Origin of the sequence: Thermomonospora cellulosilytica, assembly GCF_014138835.1 — a bacterium.
GTDB classification, from domain to species: domain Bacteria; phylum Actinomycetota; class Actinomycetes; order Streptosporangiales; family Streptosporangiaceae; genus Thermomonospora; species Thermomonospora amylolytica.
The window spans coordinates 1,387,150-1,402,567 of sequence record NZ_JACJII010000001.1 but is presented as its reverse complement, the minus strand read 5'-3'; the positions used below and the strand labels follow the sequence as shown (position 1 = coordinate 1,402,567).

15 protein-coding genes are annotated in these 15,418 nt (G+C 72.3%); 8 read left to right on the top strand and 7 right to left on the bottom strand.

The features are described from left to right. Window positions 1-17 precede the first annotated feature (17 nt). Both HNR21_RS06815 and HNR21_RS06810 read left to right on the top strand, forming a co-directional pair. On the top strand, window positions 18-1,697 hold the full coding sequence (locus tag HNR21_RS06815; RefSeq protein WP_182704501.1) for a hypothetical protein: 1,680 nt from the start codon (window positions 18-20) through the stop codon (window positions 1,695-1,697). 109 nt (window positions 1,698-1,806) lie between these two features. Then, a complete protein-coding gene (locus HNR21_RS06810) occupies window positions 1,807-3,348 on the top strand; it encodes a CYTH and CHAD domain-containing protein (RefSeq protein WP_182704500.1) in 1,542 nt (513 codons plus the stop codon). Here HNR21_RS06810 and HNR21_RS06805 read toward each other — a convergent pair. The 5 genes from HNR21_RS06805 to HNR21_RS06785 all read right to left on the bottom strand — a co-directional run bounded on the left by HNR21_RS06805 (window position 3,345) and on the right by HNR21_RS06785 (window position 7,482). After that, entirely contained in the window at window positions 3,345-4,265 is a 921-nt protein-coding gene (locus tag HNR21_RS06805; protein WP_119726584.1) for an NUDIX hydrolase, read from the bottom strand. The two genes, HNR21_RS06810 and HNR21_RS06805, sit on opposite strands and share 4 nt — an antisense overlap. Then, window positions 4,258-6,342: an RNA degradosome polyphosphate kinase gene (locus HNR21_RS06800; RefSeq protein ID WP_233358873.1), complete on the bottom strand. Its 2,085-nt coding sequence runs from the start codon at window positions 6,340-6,342 to the stop codon at window positions 4,258-4,260. Before HNR21_RS06800 ends, HNR21_RS06805 begins: the two co-directional genes overlap by 8 nt. 145 nt (window positions 6,343-6,487) lie before the next feature. Then, the gene (locus HNR21_RS06795) at window positions 6,488-6,883 is read right to left on the bottom strand and encodes a gamma-glutamylcyclotransferase family protein (RefSeq protein WP_182704499.1); all 396 of its coding nucleotides are present in this window, start codon (window positions 6,881-6,883) and stop codon (window positions 6,488-6,490) included. Continuing rightward, window positions 6,880-7,245, bottom strand: a complete 366-nt coding sequence (locus HNR21_RS06790; RefSeq protein WP_182704498.1) for an MmcQ/YjbR family DNA-binding protein — start codon at window positions 7,243-7,245, stop codon at window positions 6,880-6,882. The genes HNR21_RS06795 and HNR21_RS06790 overlap by 4 nt, the downstream gene beginning before the upstream one ends. Before the next feature lie 72 nt (window positions 7,246-7,317). Then, entirely contained in the window at window positions 7,318-7,482 is a 165-nt protein-coding gene (locus HNR21_RS06785; RefSeq protein ID WP_157995677.1) for a hypothetical protein, read from the bottom strand. Between the two features lie 241 nt (window positions 7,483-7,723). On the opposite strand from HNR21_RS06785, the gene HNR21_RS06780 reads away from it, so the two are divergent. From HNR21_RS06780 to HNR21_RS06770, 3 genes are all read left to right on the top strand, one after another. After that, window positions 7,724-8,566 carry an arylamine N-acetyltransferase family protein gene (locus tag HNR21_RS06780; RefSeq protein WP_182704497.1) on the top strand — a complete coding sequence of 281 codons (843 nt, stop codon included), beginning with the start codon at window positions 7,724-7,726 and terminating at the stop codon, window positions 8,564-8,566. 144 nt (window positions 8,567-8,710) lie between these two features. After that, complete coding sequence (locus HNR21_RS06775; protein WP_182704496.1) at window positions 8,711-9,262, top strand: hypothetical protein; 552 nt, start codon at window positions 8,711-8,713, stop codon at window positions 9,260-9,262. After that, on the top strand, window positions 9,262-9,855 hold the full coding sequence (locus HNR21_RS06770) for an OmpA family protein (RefSeq protein WP_182704495.1): 594 nt from the start codon (window positions 9,262-9,264) through the stop codon (window positions 9,853-9,855). Before HNR21_RS06775 ends, HNR21_RS06770 begins: the two co-directional genes overlap by 1 nt. Window positions 9,856-9,955: 100 nt before the next feature. Here HNR21_RS06770 and HNR21_RS06765 read toward each other — a convergent pair whose 3' ends face one another. Continuing rightward, window positions 9,956-10,267, bottom strand: a complete 312-nt coding sequence (locus HNR21_RS06765) for a hypothetical protein (protein WP_312880884.1) — start codon at window positions 10,265-10,267, stop codon at window positions 9,956-9,958. Between the two features lie 601 nt (window positions 10,268-10,868). Here HNR21_RS06765 and HNR21_RS06760 point away from each other — a divergent pair. Genes HNR21_RS06760 through HNR21_RS06750 form a run of 3 tightly spaced genes read left to right on the top strand, consistent with a single transcriptional unit; the run spans window position 10,869 to window position 13,840 of the window. After that, the gene (locus tag HNR21_RS06760) at window positions 10,869-11,078 is read left to right on the top strand and encodes a hypothetical protein (protein WP_119726577.1); all 210 of its coding nucleotides are present in this window, start codon (window positions 10,869-10,871) and stop codon (window positions 11,076-11,078) included. A gap of 45 nt (window positions 11,079-11,123) precedes the next feature. Continuing rightward, window positions 11,124-12,086 carry an ATP-grasp domain-containing protein gene (locus HNR21_RS06755; RefSeq protein WP_182704494.1) on the top strand — a complete coding sequence of 321 codons (963 nt, stop codon included), beginning with the start codon at window positions 11,124-11,126 and terminating at the stop codon, window positions 12,084-12,086. Next, entirely contained in the window at window positions 12,083-13,840 is a 1,758-nt protein-coding gene (locus HNR21_RS06750) for an ABC transporter ATP-binding protein (protein WP_182704493.1), read from the top strand. The genes HNR21_RS06755 and HNR21_RS06750 overlap by 4 nt, the downstream gene beginning before the upstream one ends. 87 nt (window positions 13,841-13,927) lie before the next feature. Here the strand turns inward: HNR21_RS06750 and HNR21_RS06745 are convergent, their stop codons facing one another. Continuing rightward, window positions 13,928-15,202 (bottom strand): endonuclease Q family protein, encoded by a 1,275-nt coding sequence (locus HNR21_RS06745; RefSeq protein WP_182704492.1) that lies wholly within the window; start codon window positions 15,200-15,202, stop codon window positions 13,928-13,930. Window positions 15,203-15,418: the final 216 nt, after the last annotated feature.

Below are 15,418 nucleotides of genomic sequence, written 5' to 3'. Positions count from 1 at the left end.
CCGTTAACGTTCCGGGTGTGGACAGCCCGTTCGACTGGCAGGCCGCGGTGTACCGGGACTGGGACGTCGACCTGGACGAGCCCGGACGCCGCAGCGGCGCGGCCCTGGAGAAGGCCCTGGAGGCCCTGGGCCTGCCACCCGAGGAGCCCGACCCGGGGGCAGTGGTGATCTCCGAATGGGCCGGCCGACTGGCGAGCCTGCGCCGCGCGGGGCTCTCGGCGCTGCTGGACGCCCTCGACCATCCCGACCTGGCGGTCCGCCGCATCGTCGCCGTCTTCTTCGCCTACGTGGACGTCGATCCCGGAGCCCTCCGGGCCCGCGTCGGGTCCCAGGCCGACGACCCGACCAGGCTCGCCCTCCTGGTCGCCCTGGGCCTCCACGAAGGTCACCACGACCACCTGCGGGAACGCATCCGCCGATCCCCCGGCTCCAGCGACGCGTTCGGAGCGGCGATCGGGCTGCTCCACCATCGGCAGGACCTCGACGAGGAGGTCGTCGAGGCCCTCACCCTGTGCACCGGCCCGCCCGGCGCGGCGCTGGCGGAGCTGGCCTGGGCGGACCCCGAGTGGTGCGGGACGCCCCCGGTCGACCCGGTCGGCGACTGGTTCCTGTGGCCTGCGGTACGCCAGGAACCGGCGGCACGATGGCTGACCCGCATGCTCCCCGCCGTGCAGGACGGGCGGTTGCCGCCCGCCACGGTCACCTCGCTGGTGGCCGTGGCCGAACACGTCGACCACGCCGCGCTCGTCCCGGCCGTCACGGCCCTGCTCCGCCACCCCGACCCGCAGGTACGGCGGCGGGCCCTCCGCCCCGCCCTGCTCCGCCATCCCGGTTACGCCGACGCCGTGGCCGAGGCCCAGGACGACCCCGAACTGTCCTCCCAGGCCACCAGGTTCCTGGCACAGCACCGGGATCCGCGCTGCATCCCGTACGTCCGGCGGCGGATCGAGCAGGGGGACACGACCCTGCTGTCCTGGGCCGGGCACTTCGCCGACGATCTGTGGCCCGCGGTCCGGGCCAGGCTCCCCAAGGCCCCGGCGGACGAGGTCGCGGCCCTGCTCCGCAAAGCCGTCTGGTGGTCCATGGACCACCCGGAGCTCTCCGAAGTCCTCGCCGCCCTGGAACGCACCGGGGCGTACGAGGAAGGCTGCGCGTTCCTGCGCCGCCACGGCCGAGGCGACGACGGGGCCGTGACCCTGCTGACCCGCCTGGCCGAGGACGACGATCTGGAATTGGCCCTGTCCGCCGTCCAGGCCCTCACGGCCCTCGACCGGCCCGTCGTGGATCTCCTCCTGGGCATTCTCGACCGCCCCGACAGGCACGGCCGTGAGACCAGCGGACGGGAGCGCGAGAGGTTCGACGTCATCGCCTGTGCCCGGCTCGGCGAGCTCGGCCCCCGTGCCCGTGACGCGGCCCCCGCCCTGCACCGGATCGCCGTCGACGGCACCGCCGCCGTCCACGCCCGCATCGCCGCCGCCACCGCGCTCCACAAGGTCACCGGCATACCCGGCACGACCCTGGCCGTTCTGCTGTCCCTCCTCCACCGCCACCCGGCGTGGATCCTGAACGAGCTCGGCGACATGGGCTCCGCGGCCCGGCCCGCGCTCCCGGCGATCCGCCGTCTGGCCGGCACGGGCGGTCCGCACGCCGCCGTCGCCGCCAGGGCGATTCGCCGGATCACGGGCTCCCGCCCCTGACCGGCGACCGGCCTACTGGTGTTCACCCGAACGTGTAATCCTGGCCGCTGGAGCGTTCTCCCGGGTCGACCCCCGCCGCCCGGGGAGGCCGACACGGAGGAGAGCACGCGTGGCCCAGACGAAACGTCAGCTGGAGATCGAGCGCAAGTACGACGCCGAGCGGGACTTCCGGATGCCCGACCTGTCCGGGCTCCCGGGGGTGGCGGCGGTGAGCGGGCCCCGTACCCACCAGCTCGTGGCGAACTACTTCGACACCGACGATCATCGGCTGGCGGCCTGCGGGATCACGCTGCGGCGCCGCCGGGGCGGCCAGGACGCCGGATGGCATCTGAAGATCCCCGCCGGCCCGGACGGCAAGATCGAGCTGCACGCCCCGCTGGGCCGCCCGCAGGTCGTCCCGGCCCGGCTGGCCTCGCTGGTCGCCGCGCAGACCCGGGGGGCGGCGCTGCGCCCGGTCGCGGCCCTGGAGACCGAACGGACCGTGGTGGACCTGCTGGACGCCGACGGGCGGGTGCTCGCCGAGGTCGCCGACGACGCGGTGATCGGCCAGGTGATCGACCCGGTGGTGACCGGGGACGCCGAGCCGCCGCCGATGACGGCGTGGCGGGAGATCGAGGTCGAGCTGGGGCCCGCCGGGACGCCCGAGCTGCTCAAGGCGGCGGGCAGGCTCCTCAAGAAGGCCGGCGCCCGCAAGGCCGGCAGCTCGGCCAAGCTGGGCCGGGTGCTGGAGCCGGTGATGGCGGTCCCGTTCAACGGCGGCCGGACCCGCCCGGCGGCGCTGCCGCGGCGCACGGCGGGCGCGGCGGTGCTCGGCTACCTGGCCGAGCAGGTCGACGCGGTGCTGGCCTTCGACCCCAAGGCGCGGCTGGCCGAGTTCGACGCGGTGCACCGGATGCGGGTGGCGACCCGGCGGATCCGCAGCGCCCTCAAGAGCTACGCGCCCGTTCTGGACGCCGGGCGCATCGAGGCGCTGGAGCCGGAGCTGCAGTGGCTGGCCGAGGTGCTGGGCGAGGTCCGCGACCTGGAGGTGCTGCGGATGCGGTTCACCGACCGCCTCGCCCGGCCCTACGGGCTGGACGTCGCCGGGACCCCGTCCTGGCTGGAGGGGCTCGCCCAGCAGGAGAAGTCCGCCTACCGCAGGCTCAACGCCCACCTCAAGAGCGACCGATACTTCGCGCTGCTGGACGCCCTCGACGCCCTGTTCACCGACCCTCCGCTGGGCGAACGCGCCGACCGCGACGCCGCCAAGGAGCTTCCGAAGCTGGTCGACCGCCAGTGGCGGCGGCTCGCCGGGAAGTACGCCGCGATCACCACCGCCGAGGACCCCGAAGAGGCCCGCCACGACGTCCGCAAGGCCGCCAAGCGCACCCGCTACGCCGCCGAGCTGGCCGCCGCCGCGCTCCGGGACCTGGACCCCGGGCGGGCCGAGGCCGCCAAGCGCACCGCCGCCGACGCCAAGCGCCTGCAGGAGGTCCTCGGCGGCTACCAGGACGGCGTGATCGCCATGGACTGGCTCCGCGGCGCCGCCGCCGAACGCAACACCACCTCCAGTGAGGCGTTCGTGCTCGGCGCCCTCTACGGCGTCGAACGCTGCGAGGCCCTGGAGTCCCTGTCCCATCTGGAGGAGACCTGGGAGCAGGTCAACGCCTAGCGGGGCTCGGTGCTGTGACGTTCCAAGGCGGCGATCGAGGTCCGCCCGGTGATCTGGTCGCCGCCCAGGTGCGCCACCCAGAACCCGGCCTTGCGCAGCGACGGGTCCTCGGGGACCTTCTCCCCGTACCGGCGGCACAGCTCGATCACCAGGTCGGCGACGATCTCGCCGTGCGTGCACACCACCAGCGGCCCGTCGGTCGCCTCGACCAGCTCCACCAGCCGGGCGCAGGCCCGCTCGGCGGTGGCCCGCCCGACCGTGAACGCCAGTTCGGTGACCGGCTCGATCCCCGTCGCCAGCGAGTACGGCAGCAGCGTCTCCAGGCAGCGGGCGGTCAGCGAGCTGTGCAGCCGCGCGGGCCCGAACGCCCCCAGCAGCCGGGCCAGCAGCCCCGCCTCGCGGCGGCCCTGCGCGTCCAGCGGGCGCAGCGCGTCCAGGTCGCGCCACTGGCTCTTCTCGCCCGCCGAGGCGTGCCGCAGCACCACCACCGGCCGGGTCCGCAGCGGCCCGGCGGCGAACTCGTGCAGCAGGTCCACGTCCCGCTCGTAGGTCAGCAGCCGCGCGGCCTCGTCGACCGTCCGCCACTCCAGCAGGTCGACCTCGTCGTTCGGCCGGAACGCCGCACCGTTCACCGGGGAGGCGCTCCAGTAGTCGACCCGCTTGGGACGGCCGTCCTTGAGGTAGGTGGTGGTGGGCAGCCGGCGGCCCAGCCGGATCGCCACCCCGGTCTCCTCCTCGACCTCGCGCAGCGCCGCCCGCAGCACGTGCTCGCCGCGGTCGAGCTTGCCCTTGGGGAACGACCAGTCGTCGTACTTGGGCCGGTGCACCAGTGCGATCTCGGGCCCGGCGGGGCCCTCGCGCCACAGCACCGCGCCCGCCGCCCGGATCACCGAGTTCCGGGAGCCCGAATCACCCATCCACCGTCCTCCAGCGCCTGGTCTTCATCAGATGCCGCTGGATGTCGCGCAGCGGCTCGCCCTGGGCGTCGAGGTCGCCGGTCTCGGCGTACTGGTGGCGCGTCCAGTCGCCGTCCGGCCCCAGCCACCAGGTCGAGGTGCCGTCGTCCATCGCCATGTCCAGCAGCCGGACCAGCTCGGTGCGGTGGGCCTTGTCGGAGACCCGCACCAGCGCCTCGACCCGCCGGTCCAGGTTGCGGTGCATCATGTCGGCGCTGCCGATCCACACCTCCGGGTCCCCGCCGGCCTCGAACGCGAAGATCCGGGAGTGCTCCAGGAACCGGCCCAGCACGCTGCGCACCCGGATGTTGTCGCTCAGCCCCGGCACGCCCGGCCGCAGCGCGCAGATCCCGCGCACCCACACGTCCACCGGCACCCCGGCCCGCGACGCCCGGTACAGCGCGTCGATGATCACCTCGTCGACCAGCCCGTTGCACTTGAAGCGGATGTGCGCGGGGCGGCCCGCCTCGTGGTGGTCGATCTCCCGTTCGATCCGCAGCACCAGGCCGGACCGCAGGCTGCGCGGGGCCACCAGCAGCCGGTTGTAGGTGTTCTGCCGGGAGTAGCCGGTCAGGTGGTTGAACAGGGTGCCGACGTCCTCGCCCACGTCCGGGTCGGCGGTCAGCAGGCCCAGGTCCTCGTACTGGCGGGCGGTCTTGGGGTGGTAGTTGCCGGTGCCGATGTGGCAGTAGCGGCGCAGCGTCCCGTCCGGGTCCTGGCGCACCACCAGCGACAGCTTGCAGTGCGTCTTGAGGCCGACGAACCCGTACACCACGTGGCAGCCGGCCTGCTCCAGCTTGCGCGCCCACTCGATGTTGGCGCGCTCGTCGAACCGGGCCTTCAGCTCGACCACCACGACGACCTGCTTGCCCTCCTCGGCCGCGTCGATGAGCGCGTCCACGATCGGGGAGTCGCCGCTGGTGCGGTAGAGGGTCTGCTTGATCGCCAGCACGTGCGGGTCGCAGGCGGCGTCCTCGATGAAGCGCTGCACGGTGGTGCTGAACGAGTCGTACGGGTGGTGGATCAGCACGTCCCGTTCCCGGATGGCGGCGAAGATGTCCGCGTCGATCGGCACCGCCTCCTTGGACGGCACGAACGGCGGGTACTTCAGCTCCGGCCGGTCCAGGTCGGCGATGGCGTGCAGCCCGCCCAGGTGCAGCGGGCCGCGGATCTTGTAGACCTGCCGTTCGGGGACGCCCAGCTCCTCGACCAGCATCTCCAGCACCTCGGGGGAGATGGAGTCCTCCACCTCCAGCCGCACCACCGGGCCGAACCGGCGGCGCAGCAGTTCCCGTTCCAGCGCCTGCAGCAGGCTCTCGCTGATGTCCTCGTCGATCTCCAGGTCCTGGTTGCGGGTGACCCGGAAGACGTGGTGCTCCACGACCTCCATGCCGACGAACAGCTGCCCGAGGTGGGCGGCGATCACGTCCTCCAGCGGGGTGAACCGGTCCGGGGAGGCCTCGATGAAGCGGGGCAGCACGGGCGGCACCTTGACCCGGGCGAACAGGCTGGCCTCGGTGTCGGGGTCGCGGACGATCACCGCCAGGTTGAGGGACCGGCCGCTGATGTAGGGGAACGGGTGCGCCGAGTCCACCGCCAGCGGGGTGAGCACCGGGTAGATCTCGTCGCGGAACAGCCGGTGCAGCCGTTCCTGCTCGGTCCGCGACAGCTCGTCCCAGCGCAGGATCTCGATGCTCTCCTTGGCCAGGGCGGGCAGGATCTGCTCGTGGAAGACGGCGGCGTGCCGCTGCATCAGCTCGCCGGCCACCTCGGCGGTGCGTTCCAGCACCTCGCGGGGGCGCCGGCCGCTGGCCGACTTGACCGCCAGCCCGGTGGCCATCCGGCGGGTCAGCCCGGCCACCCGCACCATGAAGAACTCGTCCAGGTTGGTGGCGAAGATCGCCAGGAAGCGCACCCGCTCCAGCAGCGGCAGCGTCGGATCCTCGGCCAGTTCCAGGACGCGTTGGTTGAACCGGAGCCAGCTCTCCTCGCGGTCGAGGTACCGATCGTCCGGCAGGCCCTCCCCCCGAGAGGACATTTGTCCTGGATTGACGCTCATGTCCATCATCATCCCCGACCCACGTGAACCCAAGCCCCGGTCAAATGAACAGCAGGTGAACGGCCCTGTGCGGCCCCTGCCGTTCCGATAAGACGATCATGTCAATGGTTCCGCGACGGCGGCCTCAGCGGTACGTTCCCCGCCATGCCCGGCATCCCTCGGCGTACGCCGCCAGATGCCGCTCGGCGAACGCCTCCGGATCCCAGTCGCGTTCCTCGGTGGGGCCCTTCCAGACGTAGGCGCGGCCGGACCGCCCGCCGTCCAGCGCGATCACGCGGGGCTCGTACAGGTCGCCCTCGTACTCGTCGAGCAGCGCGCTCTCCGCCGGGGTCAGCCCGACGATCAGCATCCCGTCCGCCGTCGCCCGCGGATCGGGGACCATGCCCGGATAGACGACGCCGGGCAGCGCCCGGACCCGCCATCCCGCGGCCCTGGCCGGCTCCATCGGCGGCACCCGCCCGAGCAGCGCCCCGACCACCTCGGGGAACCGCAGCGTCCCGTAGACGAACAGCCCGTTCATACCTGCGCGGCGAGCCTCTTGGGCGCGACCATCCGGTAACTGTCGGCGGCGAGCTGCCCGATCTCCGCCCAGTCCACGTCCGGCACGTCGAGATAGACGCCGATCCAGCCCCGCGGCCCCACGTACGGCGGGACGAAGTAGCGCCGCCCGTCGCCGTCGAGGAGTGCCTGCCGCTCGTCCGGCGCGGCCTTGCACTGGAACGTCAGCCGCCCGTCGCCATGGTGGTCGTCGGTGTAGTAGGCGAACGTCTTCCCGCGCACACGGAACACGATGTGCTGCCCGGACTCGGCCGTCGCCTCCGGAAGCGCCGAACAGATCGCGACGACCCGCTGCCGCGGGTCATCGTCCCTGGAAGTGCCCATCCTCCATCTTTGCGGGCGGACGCCGGGAAGGACACCCCTCGGAGCCCAGGGGCGCCCTCCGGACGGAGCGCGTCAGGAACCGGAGTCGCCGGGGGCGGCGGGATCCGCGCCGTTCAGGAGCGACAGCGCCTCCGGCACGTCGTCCAGCCGGATGCGCGGCGGGCCGTCGCCCGGCAGCGCACCGGCCGCGATCACCACGGCCGCCACGATCGCCCAGCGGACCATCCGTCTGCGCATCCCGACCTCGGAACGTTCTTCGTCTGGGTGGACTCGGCTACGGCGCCCCCGTGCACCGCCCAGAAACAATGGCTCAAACCGGCACGTCCCGTGACCGAATCCCGCGTATGTGACTCAGGTCACACGCCGGGCGGGCACCGGGGCCTGCCGGTCCACCTCCCGGCCCGTCCTTGACCTTCAGTGAACTTGAGGTTTTACGGTCGAGGCGCACGGGCGACTTCCGGACACGGGACGGTGGATCATGGAACGTTCTCACGACTGGCACGGCGACGCACTGGACCTGTCCGCGTACCTGGAGCGGATCGGTCTCTCGGGGGACCGGGCGGGCGAACACGCCCCGACCCTGGACACCCTGCGGGCGCTGCAGCGCGCCCACGTCACCGCGATCCCGTTCGAGAACCTGGAGATCATCCTGGGCCGGTCGATCCCGCTGGACCTGCCGAGCCTGCAGGACAAGCTGGTGCGCCGGCGCCGGGGCGGCTACTGCTACGAGCACGCGATCCTGTTCGCCGCCGCCCTGGAACGACTCGGCTTCGGGGTCGTCGGCCTGCACGGACGCGTCACCCTGGGGGCCACGAGCCCCCGCCCCGCCACCCACGCCCTGCTGCACGTCACGGTCCCGGGGCTGGACGGGGCCTGGCTGTGCGACGTGGGCTTCGGCAGCGGCCCGCTGGAGCCCCTGGAGCTGAAGGACGGCCTGGAGGCCGACCAGGACGGCTGGCGGTTCCGCCTGGAACGGCGCACCGCCGAGCTGGACACCGGGCTGTGGACGCTCCACCAGCTCGATCCCGAGGGCTGGATCGACCGCCACACCTTCACGGTGCATCCGCAGTACCTCATCGACTACGTCGTCGGGAGCCACTTCGTCGCGACGAGCCCCCGCTCCCCGTTCACGACCCGCCCCTTCGCCCAGCGCTTCACCGGCTCCGAGCACCACGTGCTCGACGGCCTGACGTGGACCACGACGCTCCCCGACGGCTCCCGCTCCGTCCAGGAGCTCAAGCCCGACCAGGTCCCCGACGTCCTGGACGACGTCTTCGACATCTCGCTGTCCCCGGACGACCGCGACAGGCTCCGCTCCTGAGCCTCCTTCCGCCCCCTCGCGCCGCTCGCCCGCGGTCACGGCCGGGCTCAAGTTGACGTAAGGCACCGACCTGGCCAAAGTGATCTGCCGCCGATCATCGTGACATGATCGCGGATCGGCTGGACGGTGCTGAGGAGAGCGGGCGTGACATTGCGCAGGAACCTTCGCGCCGCGGCGGCCGCCGCGGCGCTCGTGGTGATGGCCACCGGTTGTTCGGTCGTCGGCGGGGGCGAGGACTCCTCCGGTGCGTCTCCCACCGCCAAGGCCACGCCGGTCGCCGGAGTCGATCCCGGCAAGGTGGTGGCCAAGGCCACCTTCCCGTCGCCGCTGGCCGACGGGGCCACGGTGGACGTCAAGATCCACGGCCTGCACGCGACCGGCAGGCTGGCCGTGCTCGCGGTGTCGCTGACGCCGCACGTGCCGGGCGGGTACGACGACGACATCAGCCCGTACGACGTCAACGGCGATCGCGGGCTCTACCCGTACCTGGTCGACGTGGTGAACCTGAAGCGGCATGTCGTCCTGAAGGACGCCGGAGGCAGGGAGCTGGGCTCCGACGACGTGTTCACCAACGGCCGCAACAACACGCCCATGTACCTGCGGTACACCTACGCGGCGCCACCGGAGAACGTGTCGGCGATGGACGTCTACATCGGGGAGTGGCCGCCGTTCCGCAACATTCCGCTGGAGCGGTGATGGAACGCGCGAGCCGATCCGCCAGGGTGTTCGCGGCCCTGCTCGCCGGGGTGGCCGGCACCGTGCTGACCACGGGGTCCGCGCTGGCCGACCCCACACCGAGCCCCCCTCCGCACGTACCGGACGCCAACATCCGGGCCGGCATCGTGCCGATCCTGCCGGCGACCACCGACATCCCGCTGCCGCCCTCGCTCGTCCCCCTGGAGAGCGAGAGCACCGCCGGCGGGCGCATCACGGTGTCCCTGTCGTCGGACGTGCTCTTCGACTTCGACAAGGCGACGCTGACCCCCCACGCGCGCCGCCGGATCACCGAGCTGGCCGGCCGGATCCGCCGGACGTCCGGAGCGGTGCGAGTGGAGGGCCACACCGACGCGAAGGGGGCTCCCGCCTACAACCTGCGGCTGTCCCGGGCACGTGCCGCCGCCGTCAAGGCGGCGCTGGAGCAGGCGCTCGCCGGGAGCGGTGTGCGCATCGTCGCCGTCGGCCACGGCGAAGCAAGACCGGTCGCGCCCAACACCCGCCCCGACGGCAAGGACGACCCGGCGGGCCGGGCGAAGAACCGCCGGGTCACGGTGACCTTCCAGCAGAGCTGAGCGACGGTCCGCTGGACCTGGGAGGGGACGCTCCGTTCGCCGCTCAGCGGCCGGGCGCGTCGCGGAACATGGGGACGGCCGGTGGGGGCGGAGCGTTCCGTCAGTCCGGGCCCGCGCCGTCCCGGGGGGCGGGGCCGAGGCGGCGGGTGTTGCTGGTGCCACAGGTCAGGCACACCACCCAGTCCCGCAGCTCGCCGTCCTCTTCCCAGGGATCGCTGGCGACGTTGCTCTCGTCCTCGCCGCAGAAGAAGCAGACCGCCTCGTCGCCGTCCAGCCGGCGCATCGGGCTCAGCCGCTCGCCCGGCAGGTTCTGGCAGCCCAGCCAGCCGCACCGCTGACACCGCCACCACAGCTCCGGCCGCGGTCTCGGCCCTCTTCCGCCCCAGCCGTTCCGGCGGAACAGGACCTCCACGGCCGTCAGGTCCTTCCCGCACCTCGGGCATTCGGGGCTCACGACGTCTGTTCGGGGGTCGTACGGCGGCATCGTCATCATCACCGCACCCCCATGCTCGCCATCCGCGCCTGCAGACCACCCACGGTCCCACCGAAGCGACCGCGCGGGCAACGGCCGGACGGCGGCGAGAACGATGAGGAATCCGCGCATCGGACGGCCCGCACGCCCCGGCGACGAAAAAGAGTTGGACGCGAACGGCAATGAACAGGTTCGGGCGAAGAAGGCGCGTATCCCGATCCGCCGGAACCGGACCACGAGCCGGTCCCGATCCCGGCCGGGACCGGTGTCCCTCCCGCGAACAGGACGGCGGCGAAATCGGTGAGGAATCCGCGCACCGGGGCGGTCTTCACGCCCCCGGCGACGAGAAAAGACTTTAGACGCAAGCGGCGAGGAATCGGTTCGGACCAAAAAGGCGCGTGTCCTGATCCGGCCGGAATCGGATCACGAGCCGATCCCGTCACAGCCCGGGACCGATGTCCCTTCCGGGCCCGTCCGGGCTCGGCGCATCCTTCGAATCGGCGGACGAACCCGCGTCCCGCCCCTGTCGAAGGGAGACACGATGACGGTGGACACCCAGGTCCGGCCCGCGATCTACACGGGCCAGGAGCGGATGGCGATCGCGCCGGCCCCCAAGCTGGCCCAGTGGGAGCGCGACCTGATCGAGCGGCTCGAGCTGGAGTGGGACCTGCACCAGATCGAGTCGATGCACCCGGACGAGACGATCAGCGGTTCCGGTGACGGCTGGGACGACTGCGACTACATGCCGTAACAGGCGCCGCACCACATTCACCATCGAGTAGAAAGGGTCGCGCTCATGCGTCACCACGAAAAGTCCGCGCGGATCGCCGTCGTCACGCATGAGCGCGACCTGCACGCCCATGCCGTGAAGGCGGAAATGGAACGGCGCCACCCGGCGACCGTGCACATCCTGGAGACCGACCATTTCAGCCGGGCGCCCGGCCTGAGCTGGTCGCCGCAGGAATTCACCGAGCCGGTGTTCCCCGCCGCCGACGGCACGGCGGTGGATCTGCGGGGGATCGACGCGATCTGGTTCCGGCGGCTGGGCAACCCCCGGACGTCGGCCAATCCCGAGGTGACCGACCCCGTCGACCGCGAGCTCATCAACGCCGACACCACCGCCGCCGCGCTCGGCATGCTGACGACCGAGTTCCGCGGGCGGTGGATCGACCATCCGACGGCGTTCTGGGCGGCGCAGAACAAGGTCGTCCAGTTGCGGGCGGCCCACGAGGTCGGCCTGCGGATCCCGGAGACGCTGATCAGCCAGTCGCCCGAGCGGATCCGCAAGTTCTGCGACATCCACCCCAGGGCGATCGTCAAGGCCGTGCGCGGGGTGCCGCAGGCTCCGGCTGCGACCACGACGGTCGGCGAAGAGCTGCTGGCCGACGAGCCGGCGATGCGCGTGTGCCCGGCCATCTACCAGGAGCTGGTCCCGGGACGGCGGCACGTGCGCGTGCAGGTCTTCGGGGAGCGGGTGCTGGCCGCCCTGCTGGAGTCCGACGACCTGGACTGGCGGCCGAACCTCGACATCCCCGCGGCCGAGCACCGCCTGCCCGCCGGCCTGGAGGACGCCCTGCGCGCCGTGCTGCGGCGCCTGGACCTGACCATGGGCGTCTTCGACCTCAAGCTCACCGACGACGACGAGTACGTCTGGCTCGAGGTCAACCCGCAGGGCCAGTGGCTGTTCGTCGAGGGCATGACCGGCCTGCCGCTGATCAGCACGTTCACCGACTTCCTGTACGAGCGGGCCACCGGATGAACCGGCGGGTGCTGTCGCTGTTCCGGCCGTACGCGCGGCAGATCCTGCTGATCACCGTCCTGATCCTGGTCTCGGCCGGGCTCGGCGCGGCGCTGCCGTTCCTGACCAGGGAGATGGTCGACGAGGGCCTGTTCGCGCCCGGCGGGGCGCGGATCGGGCTGCTGTGCGGCCTGCTGGCGGTGATGGCCGCGCTCACCGCGCTGGGCGGCGGGCTGGGCGTCCTGCAGTCCTACCTGGCCGGCCGGATGGGCCAGGACGTGATGGAGAGGCTGCGCGGCGACCTGTACGCGCACCTGCAGCGGATGCCGCTGACCTTCTTCACCCGCACCCGGACCGGGGAGATCCAGTCCCGGGTGATCGGCGACGTGGCCGAGGTCCAGACCACGGTCGGCACGACCGTGCCCACGATGCTGGCCAACGTCCTGACCTGCGCGGCCACCCTGGCGGCCATGTTCGCCCTGTCGTGGCGGCTCACCCTGGTCACGCTCGCCCTGCTGCCGGTCGCCGCCTGGCTCACCGCGAGGGTGGCCGTGCACCAGCGCCGCGTCATCGCCTCCGTGCAGCGGTCGCGGGCCGAGATGAACGTCATCGCCGAGGAGACGCTGTCGGTCTCCGGCATCCTGCTCGCCCGCGTCTTCGGCCGTACCGACCACGGCGTGCGGCGGTTCCAGGACGAGAGCCGCCGCCTGTCCCGCCTGCAGTTGCGGGCGGCGGTGTCGGCGCAGGCGCTGGGCACGGCGCTGCAGGCGCTCTTCCTGATCATGCCTCCCGTGGTCTACGTCGCCGCCGGGTTCGCCGGTGCGCTCACCCCGGGGACCCTGCTGGCCTTCACCTCGCTGCAGGCCCGCCTCTTCCTCCCCGCGGGCCAGCTCATGCAGGTCACGGTCCAGTTCCGCGCCGCCACCGCGGTGTTCGAGCGCATCTTCGAGTACCTCGACCGCCCGCCGGCCGTCGTCGACGAGCCGGGCGCGCTCGCCGTGCGCAGGGAGGAGACCCGCGGCGAGATCCGGCTGGACCGGGTGACCTTCCGGCACGACGACCAGCCCGCCCTCCAGGACGTGACGCTGACCATCCGCCCCGGGCAGTTCGCCGCGGTCGTCGGGGAGAGCGGATCGGGCAAGACCACCCTGACGCACCTGGTCATGCGGCTGCACGACCCGGACCACGGCCGGATCGCCCTCGACGGCACCGACCTGCGCCGCCTGACCCGCGGCTCGCTGGCCGCCCTGTTCGGCGTGGTCACCCAGGAACCGGTGCTCCTGCACGCGACCATCGCCGACAACCTCCGATACGCCAAGCCGGCCGCCACGATGGCCGAACTGGAGGCCGCCTGCCGGGCCGCCAGCATCCACGACCGCATCATGCGCCTGCCGGACGGCTACGACTCCGTGGTGGGCGAACGCGGCTCCCGCCTGTCGGGCGGCGAGAAACAGCGCCTGGCCATCGCCCGCGCCATCCTGAACGACCCCCGCATCCTCGTCCTCGACGAGGCGACCTCCGCCCTGGACGCCGAAAGCGAGCAACAGGTCCAGCAGGCCCTGCTCCCCCTGCTCGCCGGCCGCACGACGATCGCCGTCACACACCGCCTCGACCTGATCCGCACGGCGGACGTCATCTTCGTCCTGCACGAGGGCCGCCTGGTCGAACAGGGCACCCACGACGAACTGATCAACACGGGCGGGCGCTACGCGGAACTCCACCGCCACTGGTCCAGGAACTCCCCCACGGGCCGGGCAACGGCCGAGGTGCGCTAGGAAACGGCAGGTGAGCGAGCGGCCGTACCCGGCGTGGCAAAGGGTCCTTTCATCGTCCCCGCAACCGGACCGCCCGGCGGCGCTCCCTCAGAAGAGCGTCGGGGCCGCCCGCTCCAGCCGACCGGGCTCGAAGAGCCGGATCGTGCCGTACTCGCCGTCATAGCCGGACTCCCGGATCACCTCCCCGCGGCGCAGCCGGTCGACGGCCTCGGCCAGCAGCGGCGAGCGGGTCCTGATGACCTCGACCGGCACCTCCTCCAGGATCGCCAGTTCGGGCCCCAGGGCGGCGACGAGCTCGTCGATCTCCCGCAGCACCCGCTTGCTCTTGGGCCCCACTCCCAGGATCTCGCCCATGATCTCCGGCAGCGGGACGAGGCTGCGGAAACCCGCGGCGCCCTCCGGCCGGACGCCCTCGGGCCGGTCGGCCAGTTCCTCGACCCGGCTGAGCACCCCCACCGTGAGCGGCCTGCCGCACACCGGGCAGATCCCGTCGCGCTCGCGCGTCTGCCGCGGCGTCATCCGGACGCCGCAGGCGCGGTGCCCGTCGAGGTGGTACCTGCCCTCCTCGGGAAAGAACTCGACCGACCCCAGGTGCCCCGCGCCGGTCTCCAGCGCCCGCCGGATCGCGAAGTAGTCCACGTCGGTGTCGAGCACCGTGGTCTCGCGGCCGAGTATGGGCGGCGAGTGCGCGTCGGAGTAGCTGACCATCCGGTAGCGGTCGAGCGCGGACACCCGCCAGTTCATCGCCGGATCGCTGGACAGCCCGGTCTCCAACGCGAAGATGTGGCCGGTCAGGTCGAGGTAGCAGTCCTCGATCGCGTCGAATCCCGACTTGGAGCCGAGGACGCCGAACCACGGCGTCCAGACGTGGGCGGGCACCAGATAACAGCCGTCACCGCACGCCAGGACCGCCTCCAGCAGGTCGCGGGAGTCCAGGGTGAGGGTGGGACGGCCGTCGGAGGCCAGATCGCCGAACCGGCCGAGCCTGCGGTTGAGCTCCGCCGCCGCGTCGAAGCCTGGCGCGTACACCAGGTGGTGGATCTTGCGGGTGCGCCCGGCACGCCGGTACACGGTGGAGACCTCCACCGACAGCATGAACCGCACCGGAGCGGCGGCCACCCGGGACGGCAGCCCCGCCGCCGCCTCCCGGTCCAGTTCCTCCCGCAGCCGGAACAACCCCGGTTCCGCCGGAACGAGGCTCTCGCGCAGCCGGGCGAACCAGGCCGGATGGGTGAAGTCACCGGTGCCCATCACCGTGACGCCCTTGCGCCGCGCCCACCAGGTCAACTGCTCCAGGTCGCTGTTCTTGCTGCACGCCCTGGAGTACTTGGAGTGAACATGCAGATCGGCATGAAAACGCACTCGTGCACCCTCCCGCGGTCTGGTGCCCCGATACCCCGCCGGACACGACGGACACGCCGACGCCGTGACCGCCGGATCACGGACGGGCCGCACGCCTCGGTCCAGGCCGAGCGGGCGGAAACGAGGCTCGGCAGTTTCCGAGAAGGCCCGTGCACGACCCGCCTCGATACTGAACGAAGCCGGCCGAAATCGGACGGACACCACGTTTCGACGCGA

Excerpts from the sequence above, each read along its gene's own strand:
- HNR21_RS06785 (WP_157995677.1), bottom strand. The coding sequence starts at position 7,482 with ATGCGCAGACGGATGGTCCGCTGGGCGATCGTGGCGGCCGTGGTGATC.
- HNR21_RS06780 (WP_182704497.1), top strand. The coding sequence starts at position 7,724 with ATGGAACGTTCTCACGACTGGCACGGCGACGCACTGGACCTGTCCGCG.
- HNR21_RS06790 (WP_182704498.1), bottom strand. The coding sequence starts at position 7,245 with ATGGGCACTTCCAGGGACGATGACCCGCGGCAGCGGGTCGTCGCGATC.
- HNR21_RS06760 (WP_119726577.1), top strand. The coding sequence starts at position 10,869 with ATGACGGTGGACACCCAGGTCCGGCCCGCGATCTACACGGGCCAGGAG.
- HNR21_RS06795 (WP_182704499.1), bottom strand. The coding sequence starts at position 6,883 with ATGAACGGGCTGTTCGTCTACGGGACGCTGCGGTTCCCCGAGGTGGTC.
- HNR21_RS06805 (WP_119726584.1), bottom strand. The coding sequence starts at position 4,265 with ATGGGTGATTCGGGCTCCCGGAACTCGGTGATCCGGGCGGCGGGCGCG.
- HNR21_RS06755 (WP_182704494.1), top strand. The coding sequence starts at position 11,124 with ATGCGTCACCACGAAAAGTCCGCGCGGATCGCCGTCGTCACGCATGAG.
- HNR21_RS06770 (WP_182704495.1), top strand. The coding sequence starts at position 9,262 with ATGGAACGCGCGAGCCGATCCGCCAGGGTGTTCGCGGCCCTGCTCGCC.
- HNR21_RS06800 (WP_233358873.1), bottom strand. The coding sequence starts at position 6,342 with ATGTCCTCTCGGGGGGAGGGCCTGCCGGACGATCGGTACCTCGACCGC.
- HNR21_RS06750 (WP_182704493.1), top strand. The coding sequence starts at position 12,083 with ATGAACCGGCGGGTGCTGTCGCTGTTCCGGCCGTACGCGCGGCAGATC.